The organism is Streptomyces sp. NPDC048751 (assembly GCF_043198595.1).
In the GTDB taxonomy this organism is placed as follows: Bacteria; Actinomycetota; Actinomycetes; order Streptomycetales; family Streptomycetaceae; genus Streptomyces.
The window spans coordinates 466,985-479,756 of sequence record NZ_JBICUX010000005.1 but is presented as its reverse complement, the minus strand read 5'-3'; the positions used below and the strand labels follow the sequence as shown (position 1 = coordinate 479,756).

General features: G+C 73.3%; 9 protein-coding genes. 4 read left to right on the top strand and 5 right to left on the bottom strand.

Annotation, left to right across the window (positions count from 1 at the left end):
- Positions 1 to 143: 143 nt before the first annotated feature.
- The 3 genes from glgX to ACGFNV_RS19350 all read left to right on the top strand — a co-directional run bounded on the left by glgX (position 144) and on the right by ACGFNV_RS19350 (position 6,009).
- Complete coding sequence (glgX, locus tag ACGFNV_RS19360; protein WP_393623938.1) at positions 144 to 2,252, top strand: glycogen debranching protein GlgX; 2,109 nt, start codon at positions 144 to 146, stop codon at positions 2,250 to 2,252.
- Positions 2,253 to 2,292: 40 nt separating this feature from the next.
- On the top strand, positions 2,293 to 4,647 hold the full coding sequence (gene treY, locus ACGFNV_RS19355; RefSeq protein WP_393623937.1) for a malto-oligosyltrehalose synthase: 2,355 nt from the start codon (positions 2,293 to 2,295) through the stop codon (positions 4,645 to 4,647).
- Between the two features lie 111 nt (positions 4,648 to 4,758).
- Positions 4,759 to 6,009, top strand: a complete 1,251-nt coding sequence (locus ACGFNV_RS19350; RefSeq protein WP_393623936.1) for a M14 family zinc carboxypeptidase — start codon at positions 4,759 to 4,761, stop codon at positions 6,007 to 6,009.
- Positions 6,010 to 6,029: 20 nt separating this feature from the next.
- Here the strand turns inward: ACGFNV_RS19350 and ACGFNV_RS19345 are convergent, their stop codons facing one another.
- The 3 genes from ACGFNV_RS19345 to ACGFNV_RS19335 form a co-directional block, all read right to left on the bottom strand.
- Positions 6,030 to 6,446 carry an SSI family serine proteinase inhibitor gene (locus ACGFNV_RS19345; RefSeq protein ID WP_393623935.1) on the bottom strand — a complete coding sequence of 139 codons (417 nt, stop codon included), beginning with the start codon at positions 6,444 to 6,446 and terminating at the stop codon, positions 6,030 to 6,032.
- Positions 6,443 to 7,807, bottom strand: coding sequence for a M14 family zinc carboxypeptidase (locus ACGFNV_RS19340; RefSeq protein ID WP_393624079.1), 1,365 nt, complete (start codon positions 7,805 to 7,807; stop codon positions 6,443 to 6,445). Before ACGFNV_RS19340 ends, ACGFNV_RS19345 begins: the two co-directional genes overlap by 4 nt.
- Positions 7,808 to 7,953: 146 nt before the next feature.
- Positions 7,954 to 8,505 carry an FHA domain-containing protein gene (locus tag ACGFNV_RS19335; RefSeq protein ID WP_393623933.1) on the bottom strand — a complete coding sequence of 184 codons (552 nt, stop codon included), beginning with the start codon at positions 8,503 to 8,505 and terminating at the stop codon, positions 7,954 to 7,956.
- Between the two features lie 173 nt (positions 8,506 to 8,678).
- On the opposite strand from ACGFNV_RS19335, the gene treZ reads away from it, so the two are divergent.
- Complete coding sequence (treZ, locus tag ACGFNV_RS19330) at positions 8,679 to 10,424, top strand: malto-oligosyltrehalose trehalohydrolase (RefSeq protein ID WP_393623931.1); 1,746 nt, start codon at positions 8,679 to 8,681, stop codon at positions 10,422 to 10,424.
- Positions 10,425 to 10,449: 25 nt separating this feature from the next.
- Here treZ and ACGFNV_RS19325 read toward each other — a convergent pair whose 3' ends face one another.
- Together ACGFNV_RS19325 and ACGFNV_RS19320 are read right to left on the bottom strand one after the other, a co-directional pair.
- Positions 10,450 to 11,460 (bottom strand): aminoglycoside phosphotransferase family protein, encoded by a 1,011-nt coding sequence (locus ACGFNV_RS19325; RefSeq protein WP_393623929.1) that lies wholly within the window; start codon positions 11,458 to 11,460, stop codon positions 10,450 to 10,452.
- Positions 11,461 to 11,506: 46 nt separating this feature from the next.
- Positions 11,507 to 12,634: an aminopeptidase P family protein gene (locus ACGFNV_RS19320; protein ID WP_393623927.1), complete on the bottom strand. Its 1,128-nt coding sequence runs from the start codon at positions 12,632 to 12,634 to the stop codon at positions 11,507 to 11,509.
- Positions 12,635 to 12,772: the final 138 nt, after the last annotated feature.

Sequence of the window (12,772 nt, the reverse complement as noted above, 5' to 3'; positions counted from 1 at the left end):
TTTCTGCCCCACATGTTCGGCATACCGTGTATGCACTGGTCGGCCGGTAAGAGGGGCGTAAGTCTTAGGTGGTTCCCTCACTTTTGGGGAGACTCGGAGGAAGGCGCCACCGGGCGCGTCCCACACCTGGAAGAGTCGTGTCCATGCAGGTCTGGCCTGGAGAGGCGTATCCACTCGGTGCCACGTACGACGGCGCCGGCACGAACTTCGCGGTCTTCACGGAGGCCGCGGACCGAGTAGAGCTGTGTCTGTTGCACGACGACGGCTCGGAGACGGCGGTGGAACTGCGGGAGAGCGACGCGTTCGTGCGGCACGCGTACCTGCCGGGCGTGATGCCTGGGCAGCGGTACGGGTTCCGGGTGCACGGCCCGTACGCCCCCGAACGCGGACTGCGCTGCAATTCGGCGAAGCTGCTGCTCGACCCGTACGCGCGTGCGATCAGCGGTTCGATCCGCTGGGGCGAGGAGGTGTACGGCTACCACTTCGGCGCGCCCGAGCGGCGCAACGACCTCGACTCGGCGCCGCACACGATGTCGTCGGTCGTGGTCAACCCCTACTTCGACTGGGGCGACGACCGGCGGCCCCGCACCGAGTACCACCACACGGTGATCTACGAGGCCCATGTGAAGGGCCTCACCATGCTGCACCCGGGGCTGCCGGAGGAGCTGCGCGGCACGTACGCGGGGCTCGCGCATCCGGCGTTCATCGAGCATCTGGTGGAGCTGGGCGTCACCGCGCTGGAGCTGATGCCGGTGCACCAGTTCGTGAACGACCACCGGCTGGTCGACATGGGGCTGAACAACTACTGGGGCTACAACACGATCGGTTTCTTCGCCCCGCACAACGCCTACGCCTCCTGGGGTGACCGCGGGCAGCAGGTCCTGGAGTTCAAGTCGGCGGTGCGAGCGCTGCACGAGGCCGGCATCGAGGTCATCCTGGACGTCGTCTACAACCACACCGCCGAGGGCAACCACCTGGGCCCGACACTGTCCTTCCGGGGCCTGGACAACCCGTCGTACTACCGCCTCACCGACGATCCCCGGTACTACATGGACACCACGGGGACCGGCAACTCGCTGCTGATGCGCTCCCCGCACGTGCTCCAGCTGATCATGGACTCGCTGCGGTACTGGGTCACCGAGATGCATGTCGACGGGTTCCGCTTCGACCTCGCGGCGACGCTGGCGCGTCAGTTCCACGAGGTGGACCGGCTGTCGTCGTTCTTCGACCTGGTGCAGCAGGACCCGATCGTCTCGCAGGTGAAGCTGATCGCCGAGCCGTGGGACGTCGGCGAGGGCGGCTACCAGGTGGGCAACTTCCCGCCGCTGTGGACCGAGTGGAACGGAAAGTACCGCGACACCGTACGGGACCTGTGGCGGGGCGAGCCGCGCACGCTCGCGGAGTTCGCGTCCCGGCTGACGGGCTCGTCGGACCTGTACCAGGACGACGGCCGCCGTCCGCTGGCCTCGATCAACTTCGTGACGTGTCACGACGGGTTCACCCTGCACGACCTGGTGGCCTACAACGACAAGCACAACGAGGCCAACGGCGAGGACAACCGGGACGGGGAGAGCCACAACCGGTCCTGGAACTGCGGGGCCGAGGGCGAGACCGACGACCCGGGCGTGCTGGAGCTGCGCGAGCGGCAGATGCGGAACTTCATCGCCACGCTGTTGCTCTCCCAGGGCGTGCCCATGATCAGCCACGGTGACGAGTTCGGGCGCACCCAGCGCGGCAACAACAACGCCTACTGCCAGGACAGCGAGCTGGCCTGGGTGCATTGGCCCGAGGACGGCAGCGCGCTGCTCGACTTCACGCGCGCGCTGGTGGGGCTGCGCAAGGAACACCCCGTCTTCCGCAGGCGGCGCTTCTTCCACGGCCGGCCCGTGGAGGGCACCCACGACGAGCTGTCGGACATCGCCTGGTTCACTCCCGAGGGCAAGGAGATGACCCAGCGGGACTGGGACTCGGCGCAGGCGTCGGCGCTGACGGTGTTCCTCAACGGCAACGCGATCTCCGAGCCCGGCGCGCGCGGCGAGCGCATCGCCGACGACTCCTTCCTGCTGATGTTCAACGCCTCGCCGAGGACCCTGGAGTTCGTGGTCCCGGTCGACCACGGCCGGCAGTGGCAGGTGGTGGTCGACACCGCGCTCCCGGAGGGCGTGACGCCGGGAGCGGAGGTGAAGGTGCAGGCGGGAGAGACGCTGACTCTGGTGGACCGGAGCATGACAGTACTGCGGCGGCCGGACTAGTGCATGACAGAAAGGCGGTGGGGCGGGTAGGGAGGTTTGCATGACATCTGAGCGAGCGGACACGGCGGTGCCGACGGCCACCTACCGGCTGCAGCTGCAGCCCGAGTTCCCCTTCGGGGCCGCGGCGGCCGCGGTGCCGTACCTGGCCTCGCTCGGGGTCTCGCACCTGCACCTGTCCCCCGTCCTGGAGGCCGTGCCCGGGTCGGCGCACGGCTACGACGTCGTGGACCACGCGCGCGTGCGTGCGGAGCTGGGCGGCGAGGAGGGGCTGCGGGCGCTGTCGCGCACCGCGCGGGAGCACGGTCTGGGCCTGGTGGTGGACATCGTGCCCAACCACATGGCCATGGCCCCGCGGCACAACCACGCCCTGTGGGAGGTGCTGCGCGAGGGCTCCGAGTCGCCGTACGCGCGGTGGTTCGACATCGACTGGGAGGCGCAGGGCGGGCAGGTGCTGCTGCCGGTGCTCGGCGGGCCCGTCGGCGCGGAGCTGGGGAACCTGCGGGTCGACGGGGACGTACTGCGCTATTACGACCACGTGTTCCCCCTGCGCGAGGGCACCGGGGGGCTGCCGCTGCCGCAGCTCCTGGACGCGCAGTGGTACCGGCCGGTGTGGTGGCGGCTGGCTCGTACGGAGCTCAACTACCGGCGGTTCTTCAGCATCTCCGAGCTCATCGGGGTGCGGGTCGAGGACCCCGAGGTGTTCGAGGCCACGCACGCCAAGATCCTCCAGCTGCTCCACGAGGGCGTCGTCGACGGGCTGCGCGTCGACCATCCCGACGGGCTCTCCGATCCCGACGCCTACCTGCGGCGGCTGCACGAGGCGACCGGCGGCCGCTGGACCGTCGTGGAGAAGATCCTCGCGGACGGCGAGCACCTGCCGGCGTCCTGGCCCGTCGCGGGCACCACCGGCTACGACGCCCTGCGGCACGTCGACGGCGTGCTCACGGACCCGGCGGGGGCCGGGGAACTGCTGGGCCAGTACCGACGCTTCGCGGCGCCGCAGACGGACCGGGGCGGGCAGTGGGAGGCGACGGTGCGGCGCGCCGCGTACCGGGTGCTGTCGCACGAGCTGGCCGCCGAGATGGACCGGCTGACCCGGGTCGCGCACCGCCTTTGCGAGACCTCGCCCGATCCGGCGCTGCGCGACCGCGCGCCCTGGACCCTGCGCATCGCGCTGGAGGAGCTGCTGGTCCGGCTGGAGGTCTACCGCCCGTACGCCTCCCAGGACGCGGCCTCGGTCGTCACCGAGGAGGCCGCCGCGGAGGCCCGGCTCGCCTTCGTGGTGCCGGAGGAGGGCGGCGCGGTCGACATCCTGCGGGATCTGCTGCTCGGGCGGGCCGGCGGTGAGGGGCCGGAGCAGGTGGAGCTGCGGACAAGGTTCGCGCAGACCTCCTCCGCGCTGCGGGCCAAGTCGGTGGAGGACACCGCCTTCTACCGGTACGTGCCGCTGCTGTCGGCCACCGAGGTGGGCGGCAACCCCGGCCGGCCGGCCCTCGCGCCGGAGGAGTTCCACGCGTACTGCGCGCGCGTGCAGCGCGACTGGCCCGCCACCGGCACCGTCGTGTCGACCCACGACACCAAGCGCAGCGCCGACGTACGGGCGGCGCTGACCGTGCTCACCGAGTGCCCGGGCCGCTGGGCGGACGTCCTGACCGAGGTCACCCGCACCGGTGAGGGCGTGCCGGACGCGCAGCTGGCGTGGGCGGCCTGGCAGACGGTGTTCGGGCTCGGGCCCGCGACCGAGGACCGCGTCCAGCAGGCGCTGCTGAAGCATGTGCGCGAGGCGGGCCTGTACACGAGCTGGACGGAGCAGGAGCCGCCGTACGAGGAGGCGGTGGCCTCGTTCGTCGCGGCGGGCCCGTGCGGGCCGCCAGGCGCCCCTGTGGCGGCCTTCCGCAAGGCGCTGGAGCCGCACATCCGGGCCAACGTGCTCGGCTCGGCGCTGCTCCATCTGACGATGCCGGGCGTGCCGGACGTCTATCAGGGCACGGAGGTCGAGTACCGGGCCCTCGTGGATCCCGACAACCGGCGGGCCGTGGACTTCCCGCCCGGGGACGCCGGCGACAAGGGCGCGGTGACCGCGGCCGCGCTGCGGCTTCGCAGGCGCCGGCCCGAGGTCTTCGGGGAGTCGGCGACGTACGCGCCGCTGACCGCCGAGGGACCGGCGGGGGCGCACTGTCTGGCGTTCGCGCGCTCGGGCGAGGTGGTCACCGCGGTGACGCGGCTGTCGCTGCGGCTGGCGGAGGCGGGCGGCTGGCTGGAGACGCGGCTGCCGTTGCCGCCGGGGCGGTGGGTCGACGTACTGGCTCCGGAGCGGGAGTTCACGGGGCACGCGCGTGTGGCGGAGCTGTTCGCGGGGCTGCCCGTGGCGCTGCTGGAGCGGGCCGGCGACTGACGGGAGCCGAATGCTTCCGGGCGCCCCCCGCGGCCTCCCCTGCGCGTCCTTGACAGTTCCCGGAGACCGTGGGGTACTGCGGATGCGAAGCCGGGCGGACACATGACGGGGGTGAGTCCACTGCCGGAGCTGCGCTACCCCACGCTCGTCGAACTGGTCTCCTCCGCACGGGCGTTGGCCGCACGTCGGCCTGCCCTGTGCGCGCTCAGACAAGTCGGTGTCTCCCGCGCGGGCAGACCGCTGCACCTGCTGTCGGTGGGGCACGCGAGGCGGGCCGTGCTCGTCGTGGCGGGCGCCCACGCGAACGAGCCGACCGGGGGCCGCACGCTCCTCGCGCTCGCCGAACGGGTCCTGCACGAACGGGAGTTACGGGACAGCAGGTCCTGGCACTTCCTGCTGTGCGCGGACCCCGACGGGGCCAGCCTGCACAGGACGCCGGCGCCGCGCAGTCTGCTGGAGTACCACCTCGGGTTCTTCCGGCCTGCGGGCCCCGAGCAGCCGGAGTGGTCGCCCGCCGTGCTGCCGCCGGACCGGCTGCCCCCGGAGACCCGCGCCCTCACCGGTGTCATCGACGAGCTGCGGCCCTACCTCCAGGTGACCCTGCACGGCACCGACCTGGGCGGCAGCTGGGTGCAGTTGACCAAGGACATCCCCGGTCTCGCCGAGCCGTTCGCCAAGTCGGCGGCCGAGCTGCACATCCCGGTGGAGACCGGTGCCTCGGACGCCGCGGGCTGGCCCGCGTCGGGGCCCGGCGTGCACGTGATGCCCGACCCGGGCGCGGACGCGGTGTACCCGAGCATGCCGGACGACGCCCGGCGCAGCACCTGGTACCACACGCACCGCTACGGCGGTCTGACCGCGGTGGTCGAGGTGCCGATGTGGGCGAGCGACCTGGTGGACGACCCGGCGCCGCATCCCGCGCCGGCCGCGGCGATGCGGCGCCTCGCGCACCGGCTGCTGCGGGACGCGCTGGAGGTGGAGCGGGTGCTCGCCGAGGCACGGCCGCGTCTGGAGGGCGTCGACGGGCCGCTGCTGCGGTCCGCGCGGTGGGCGCTGGAGCTGATACCGGGGCTGGCCGCGGACTGGATGCGCACACCGCCGGCCGACGCCACGATGGCGTACGTCGGCAGCGTGGACGCGTTCGGCCGGCGGCTGCCGCTGCGGGCCGCGGCGATGCTGCTGCGGGTCCTGCGCGAGAGCGACGACCGCGGGGCCCCGCGCCTGGAACGGCTCGTGGCGACCTGGAGCGACGCCTTCGCGGAGCGCTTCCGGGCGCGCTGGGTGCCCGTGGAGCACCAGGTCGAGCACCAGTCCCGCACTGTCGTGGCGGCGGCGCTGCACGCGCGCGTGAGGGAGACCTGAGCCGCGGCGCCCGCCCACCCTCACTCGTCCAGCGCGAACACCGATCCCGTCCGCGCCGCCAGCACGCACCCGTTCGAGAAGGTCCGCTCGTAGGCGACCGGCCGCCCGCCCCACTCGCCGCGCGCGCGGACGGTCACCGGGGCGTACAGCATCGTGCAGATGGCGTCCTTGGGCGGGATGCGGCCGATGTCGCCGCCGGCCGCTCTCAGTTCCGCGCAGGCGTCGGCGGCACGCGCGTGGCCCGCCGGCGGATCACACAGCAGGAGGGTGCCTCGGGTGTCGCCCCGGGTGACCGTGAGATAGAGCCAGTTCCCGGGGGAGGTCGCCGCCGCCGGTGCCGGGGTCGTGGTGGCGAGGAGGAGAGCCGCCGCCGCCAGCAGACCACCCCGTACGGCCGTCGTCCTCGGAGAGCGCAGGGGATTCGAGTAACGCGTCATTCCCGATGCATCGGCACGGCGGCCCCGCTCCCCCAGCCCGGCTCACCCGAACGGGAGCACGCGGGCGCGTACCGTGCGGCCAGTTCGAACGTCGCGAGGACCACGCGGGACTGGTATTCGACCTGGCGTGCGACCGGTATCCAGCGGGCCCCGCAGCCGTCGCGGTAGTCGGCGCACCACGCGTCGACGAGCCGGTCCAGCTCGGGCAGCACCCGGGCCGGGTCGCGTCCGGGTCCGGTCACGAGCTGGTGCAGCAGGCCCGCCGTGCGCAGGGCGAGCCGTCGTCCGGCGATGCGCAGGGTGACCAGGTGGGCGGTGCTGAGCGGCGGGAGCGGGCGCTCCCGGTCGCCGACGTCGGGGTCCCAGGCGTCGGCGAGCCCTGGGCAGACGAGGACGTAGTCGTCGACCGGTGCGAGCAGGCGGGCCGCCTCGGGGACGTCCGTGAGGTGGGGCCGGATGCGGGCCAGGATGCGCTCCAGGGCGCGGGTGTCGTGGCGCAGGGTGCTGCTGACGGTGCGCAGGACCGCGTCCCGGTCGTCGGGCGGCGAACCGTCCTCCACGGCGGCCACGCCCCACATGGGTGCCTCGACGACCGCGGTGACCGTGCCGTGCCGGTGGGGGTGGAACCACGTCGACTCGACGGCCGCCTCGGTGATGGCCGCGGCGAGGTCGCCCCGCCGCGGCGGGGGTATCCGGTGGACGGCGGGCCCGAGGCCCGGCCAGTACAGGGTGTCGTACGAGCCGAGTTCGCGCGGTATGCCGAGGCGGGCCGCGGTGTGGGCGACGCGGTCGGCGAGGCCCGGCAGGTCGTGGGTGAGTTCGACGAAGCCGCCGCCGACGTCGACGCCGTGCAGGGAGCACTGGAGGAAGGGCCGCAGTTCGTCCTGGAGTTCGAGCAGCGCGCGGGTCTCGGGCAGCGTGGCGCCGGCCGCGCCGTCGGGCAGCCATTCGGGCTGCTCGAGGAAGCCGGGCCGGAAGAAGTTCCGGAAGTAGTGACCGAGGGTGTACGGGCCCGGCAGCCAGCCCTCGTTGCGGCGCAGGCCGTCGGGGTCGACGCACAGCAGCAGGTTCCAGGTGGTGTCGGCGCCCTCGGTGAGCCGGGGGTCGGCGAGGGCCCGTTCGGCGAGGCGCAGGGCGGTGGCGCCGCCCACCGGCTCGTTGGCGTGCGGCCCGGCGACCACGAGCACATGACGGCTGCCGTGCCCCACGGAGAGCAGCCACAGGGGGGTGCCCGCGCGGGAGGTGCCGATGCGGCGCAGTCGGGTGTCCCGCGGGCGGCGGGCGACGAGTGCGGCCGCCCGGGCGCCCAGCTCGTCGACGGTCGGATAGCGGAGGAGTGGCGGCAGCGCACACACCTCCACCCCGTGGTGCCGTCGGTTCACCTGATGTACATGATGTACGCACAGTGAGTCACGACTCGCGGACCACGTCAACACCGCCGCACGGAACACCACTTGGCTCACTGCGAGGCGTGAAGCCGTGGCCGGCGCCGGGGTTGGGGGACGGCTCAGTCCATCGAGAGCCGGAACGCCATGTGCCCGAAGGAGACCTGGTCACCCTCCCGGACGACGGCCGCGCCGATCACCCGGCGCCCGTTGACGGTCGTGCCGTTGGTCGAGCCGAGGTCGCGCAGGACCCACATGCCGCCCTGACGGCTCAGTTCGGCGTGCACACGCGAGACCGTCTCGTGGTTCAGGCGCAGCCCGCTCGCGGGGTCGCGGCCGATGCGCAGCGGATGCCCGTGGCCGGGGTGCGGCAGCAGCAGCTTCGGCAGCCGCTCGGCCCGCCAGGCCCTGCGCAGCCGTACGGTGAAGCCGGAGACCGCCTCGACGGTGCCGAACACCAGGCGCGAGAAGCGGCTCTCCTGGGGGAGGTCCGCGGTGAGCGCCACGAGTTCGTCGGAACGGCGCGCCGCGAGGGCCAGCTCCATGCGCCGGATGAACGTGTCGTGCGACAGGCGGCCCATCGCGACGCCGTCACGCAGCACATTCAGCGCCTTGTCGCGCTCCGCGTCGGACAGCCGCGCGGGGTACGTGGGGAACTCGAAGGACGACGTCACGTTGGTGATTGTCGGTCAGTAAACCTTGGGTGTCCAGAAAACGGAGAAACGGCCGCCGCACGCGTGTGGCCGACGGGACCCGCCGGTAAAGGGTGATTCCAAAGCGGTTCGATCTCGTTTGAAGGACGATGGACGGGCTACATCACGGTGAGCAGACGAAGGGGAACCGTCCCGTGCAGTTCGAGGTGTGGGCACCGCAGGCCGATCGTGTGACGCTCCAGTGCGACGGCGCCACGCGCGCGTTGGAGCGCGATCCGGAGCGGGCGGGATGGTGGACCGGCGAGGCGGAGGCGCGGGACGGCTCGCGGTACGGCTTCGCGGTGGACGACGGCCCCGTACGGCCGGATCCTCGCTCGCGCCGGCAGCCGGACGGGCCGGACGGGCTGAGCGCGGTCGTCGACCAGGGGCGCCACGCGTGGCGGACCCGGTGGGCGGGGCGGCCGCTGCAGGGCGCGGTCCTGTACGAGCTGCACGTGGGCACCTACACGCCCGAGGGCACCCTGGACGCGGCCGCCGAGCGGCTCGGCCATCTCGTCGAACTGGGCGTGACCCACGTCGAGTTGATGCCCCTGTGCCCGTTCCCGGGACGGCACGGCTGGGGGTACGAGGGCGTCTCGCTGTGGGCGGTGCACGAGCCGTACGGCGGCCCCGACGCGCTGAAACGCTTCGTGGACCGGGCGCAGGGGCTCGGCCTGGGCGTGGTCCTCGACGTGGTGCACAACCACCTGGGTCCCTCCGGCAACTACCTGCCCGCCTTCGGGCCGTACTTCACCGACCGGCACCAGACCCCGTGGGGTTCCGCCGTGAACCTCGACGCGCCCGGCTCGGACGAGGTGCGCGCCTTTCTGATCGGCAGCGCGCTGGCGTGGCTGCGCGACTACCGGATCGACGGGCTGCGCCTGGACGCGGTGCACGCGCTGAAGGACACACGCGCGTGCCACTTCCTGGAGGAGCTGTCGAGCGCCGTGGACGCCCTGTCCGCCGAGGTGGACCGACCGCTGTTCCTGATCGCCGAGTCCGACCTGAACGACCCGCGTCTGGTCACCGCGCGCGGGGAGGGCGGCCTCGGCCTGCAGGCACAGTGGAACGACGACTTCCACCACGCCCTGCACACCGCGCTGACCGGTGAGGCCCAGGGGTACTACGCCGACTTCGCCCGCTCCCCCCTCGCCGCGCTCGCCAAGACGCTCACCGGCGGCTACTTCCACGACGGCACGTACTCCAGCTTCCGGGGCCGGGGCCACGGACGTCCCCTGGACCGTTCGCGCGTGGCGGGGCACCGGCTGCTCGGCTACAGCCAGACCCACGACCAGGTCGGCAACCGCGCGCAGGGCGACCGGCTGTCGGCGACGCTCTCGCCGGGGCTGCTGGCCTGTGCGGCCACGCTGACGCTGACCGCGCCGTTCACGCCGATGCTGTTCATGGGCGAGGAGTGGGCGGCGGGCACGCCCTGGCAGTTCTTCACCGACCACACCGATCCGGAGCTCGCGGAGGCGGTACGCCGGGGCAGGCGGCGCGAGTTCGCCGAGCACGGCTGGGCCGAGGAGGACGTACCGGACCCGCAGGACCCGGCGACCCGCGACCGGTCCTGCCTGGACTGGTCCGAACCGGAGCGCGAGCCCCACGCGCGCGTGCTCGACTGGTACCGCCGGCTGATCGCCCTGCGGCACGCGCAGGCGGACCTCACCGATCCCGACCTCTCCGACACCAAGGTGGCCTACGACGCGGCCGCCCGCTGGTTCGGCTTCCGGCGCGGTGACGTGCGGGTGGCCGTGAACCTCGGCAAGGAGGCGGCGGAGATCCCCCTGGGGACCCGCCCGATCGAGGTCCTGGCCGCGTGGGAGCCGGTCGAGGCGCCCGGGGCGGACGGCGTGCTGCGGCTGCCCGGGGAGTCGTGCGTGGTGCTGATCCAGGAGTGACGCGGGCCCTGCCGACAGGATTTCTCTAGAGCTCGTCGCCCGTGTCGTCCTCGCGGAACTCGCTCACCCGTTCCAGCAGGATCGCCTCCCAGGCGCGCCGCAGCCGGGTCCGCAGCAGGGGCAGCGAACCGGCCTCGCGGCCGGCGACACCGGCGGCGAGGTGGATCAGGGTGTCGCAGCGGGCGAGCCACAGACCGCGCAGGCAGGGACGGGCCCCGTACCCGGAGAGGGTGGCGGCGCGGACGGCGGCGCCGGACCCGACGGCGAGGACGAGCCCGGCGATGTCCTCGGCCGGGTCACCGAGGACGGCGTCGGTCCAGTCGAGGACGCCGCGCACCCGGCCGTCGGCGCTGACCACGAGGTGCTCGCCCCTGAGCGCGTGATGGACGAGGACGGCGCCGGCCGGCTGGGCGGCGAGCTGGGCCGCGCCCGGCGGGGTCAGCTGGGTCAGGCGCGAGGCGTCGAACTCGTCGGCCTCCGCGAGGGCCTTGGCGGCGGACACGGCCATCCGGCGCAGCGCCTCCAGTGAGCGCGGGGCGGCCCGGGGGACGCCGAGCGCCTCGGCCTGGCGGGCCGGCACCTCGCGCAGCCCCGTGAGCAGCCCGGCCAGGTCCGCCTCGCCGACCGCCGACACGTCGTACTGCTCCGCCGTGCCGCCGAGCACCTTGGTGTCCAGCGTGTAGGTCAGGCCGGCAGCCCATTCGCCATGCGCCACGCTGGTCGGCACCGCGACCGGGACGTGCGGGCGGACGACGTCACGCAGGCGCAGTTCGCGGCGCTGGCGCGTGGCGGCGTCGCGGTCGGGGGCGAGGCGCAGGACGTGGCGGGTGCCGACCCACCACGTGGAGTGCTCGACACCCTCGGCGACGGGCCGGATCTCGGGCCCGGCGGCGCCCACGCCACCGTTGCCGTTGCCGTCGCGGATCGCCGGGCCGGACTGCGCCTCCTCGGTGGCCTGGCCCTCCTTGGTGTCCTTGAGCAGGGAACGGACCAGTCGGTGGACGGTGTCCGCGGTGGGTGTCGGTGCCTGGGTCATGGTCGCGCCGTAGTCGCTCGGGGGTGTGCGGGGGCTCCTGGGTCGCTCAGTCCACTATGACCATCTCGCGGGTGGTGTCGTTGAGACGGCGGCCGCCGTCCTCGGTCACGGTGACGATGTCCTCGATGCGTACGCCGAAGCGCCCGGGCAGATAGATGCCGGGCTCCACGGAGAAGCACATCCCGGGCACGAGGGGCTGCTCCTCGCCCTCGATCATGTACGGCGGTTCGTGCGTGGTGACGCCGATGCCGTGCCCGGTGCGATGGATGAAGTACGTGCCGTAGCCCGCGTCGGCGATGACCGCGCGGGCGGCCCGGTCGACCTCCTGGCAGGCGACGCCGGGCCGCACCGCGCGGAAGCCCGCCTCCTGGGCCTCGCGCACGATGTCGTGGACCCGGCGCTCCTCGTCGGTCGGTTCGCCGACGTGGACCGTGCGGGAGGTGTCGGAGCCGTAGCCGTCCCTGAGGCCGCCGAAGTCGAGGACGACCATGTCGCCGCGGTCGATCACGCGGTCGCCGACCTCGTGGTGCGGGTTGGCGCCGTTCGGGCCGGAGGCGACGATCGTGAAGTCGACCTGCTCGTGGCCGTGGGCCCGCAGCAGACGGCTGAGGTCCGCCGCCACCTCCGACTCCCTCCGGCCCGCGAAGGGGACGTCGCGGATCTCCTCGAACGTCGCGTCGGCGGCGGCACCGGCGGCCGCCATCAGCTCCAGCTCCGCCGCGTCCTTGACGGCGCGCAGCATGGGCAGGGCGTCGGTGAGGGAGGCGTAGGAGGTGCCGGGCAGCGTCCTCTGCAGGCCCAGCAGGTGCATCGCCCAGGTGTTGTCGCTGATGGCGAAGCCGGCGCTGCCGTCGAGGAGGGCGGCGGTGACGGCGTAGGGGTCCTTGCCGTCGGTCCAGTCGCGCAGGGTGAGCGCCGGGGCGCCGGGGGCCTGGGCGGCGTCCGGGGCCTCCAGGGTGGGGACGACGAGGACGGGGTCGTGGCCGGGGACGAGGACGAGGAGGGTGAGCCGTTCGGTGACGGCGGTGGGCGTGTAGCCGGTGAGCCACACCAGGTCCGGGCCCGGCGCCACGAGCAGACCGGCGAATCCGGCGTCGGTGGCCGCGCGTGCGGCGCGCTCCATGCGGGCCCGGTAGTCGTCGGCGGTGAAGGACACGGGCGTACGGCCGGTCATCCGGGCCTCCCTGAGCGGATGGGTGGGCTACGGGCAGCATCCTGCCCGGACGGCGGGGCCTGCGCGAGCCGGTTGTCGGGGGTTTCCGGAGTACTGACGTTTGAGGGCCGAGCGCTAACGGAAGGCGATTGCCATTCC

Excerpts from the sequence above, each read along its gene's own strand:
- ACGFNV_RS19325 (WP_393623929.1), bottom strand. The coding sequence starts at position 11,460 with ATGACCCAGGCACCGACACCCACCGCGGACACCGTCCACCGACTGGTC.
- glgX (WP_393623938.1), top strand. The coding sequence starts at position 144 with ATGCAGGTCTGGCCTGGAGAGGCGTATCCACTCGGTGCCACGTACGAC.
- ACGFNV_RS19345 (WP_393623935.1), bottom strand. The coding sequence starts at position 6,446 with ATGACGCGTTACTCGAATCCCCTGCGCTCTCCGAGGACGACGGCCGTA.
- ACGFNV_RS19320 (WP_393623927.1), bottom strand. The coding sequence starts at position 12,634 with ATGACCGGCCGTACGCCCGTGTCCTTCACCGCCGACGACTACCGGGCC.
- treY (WP_393623937.1), top strand. The coding sequence starts at position 2,293 with ATGACATCTGAGCGAGCGGACACGGCGGTGCCGACGGCCACCTACCGG.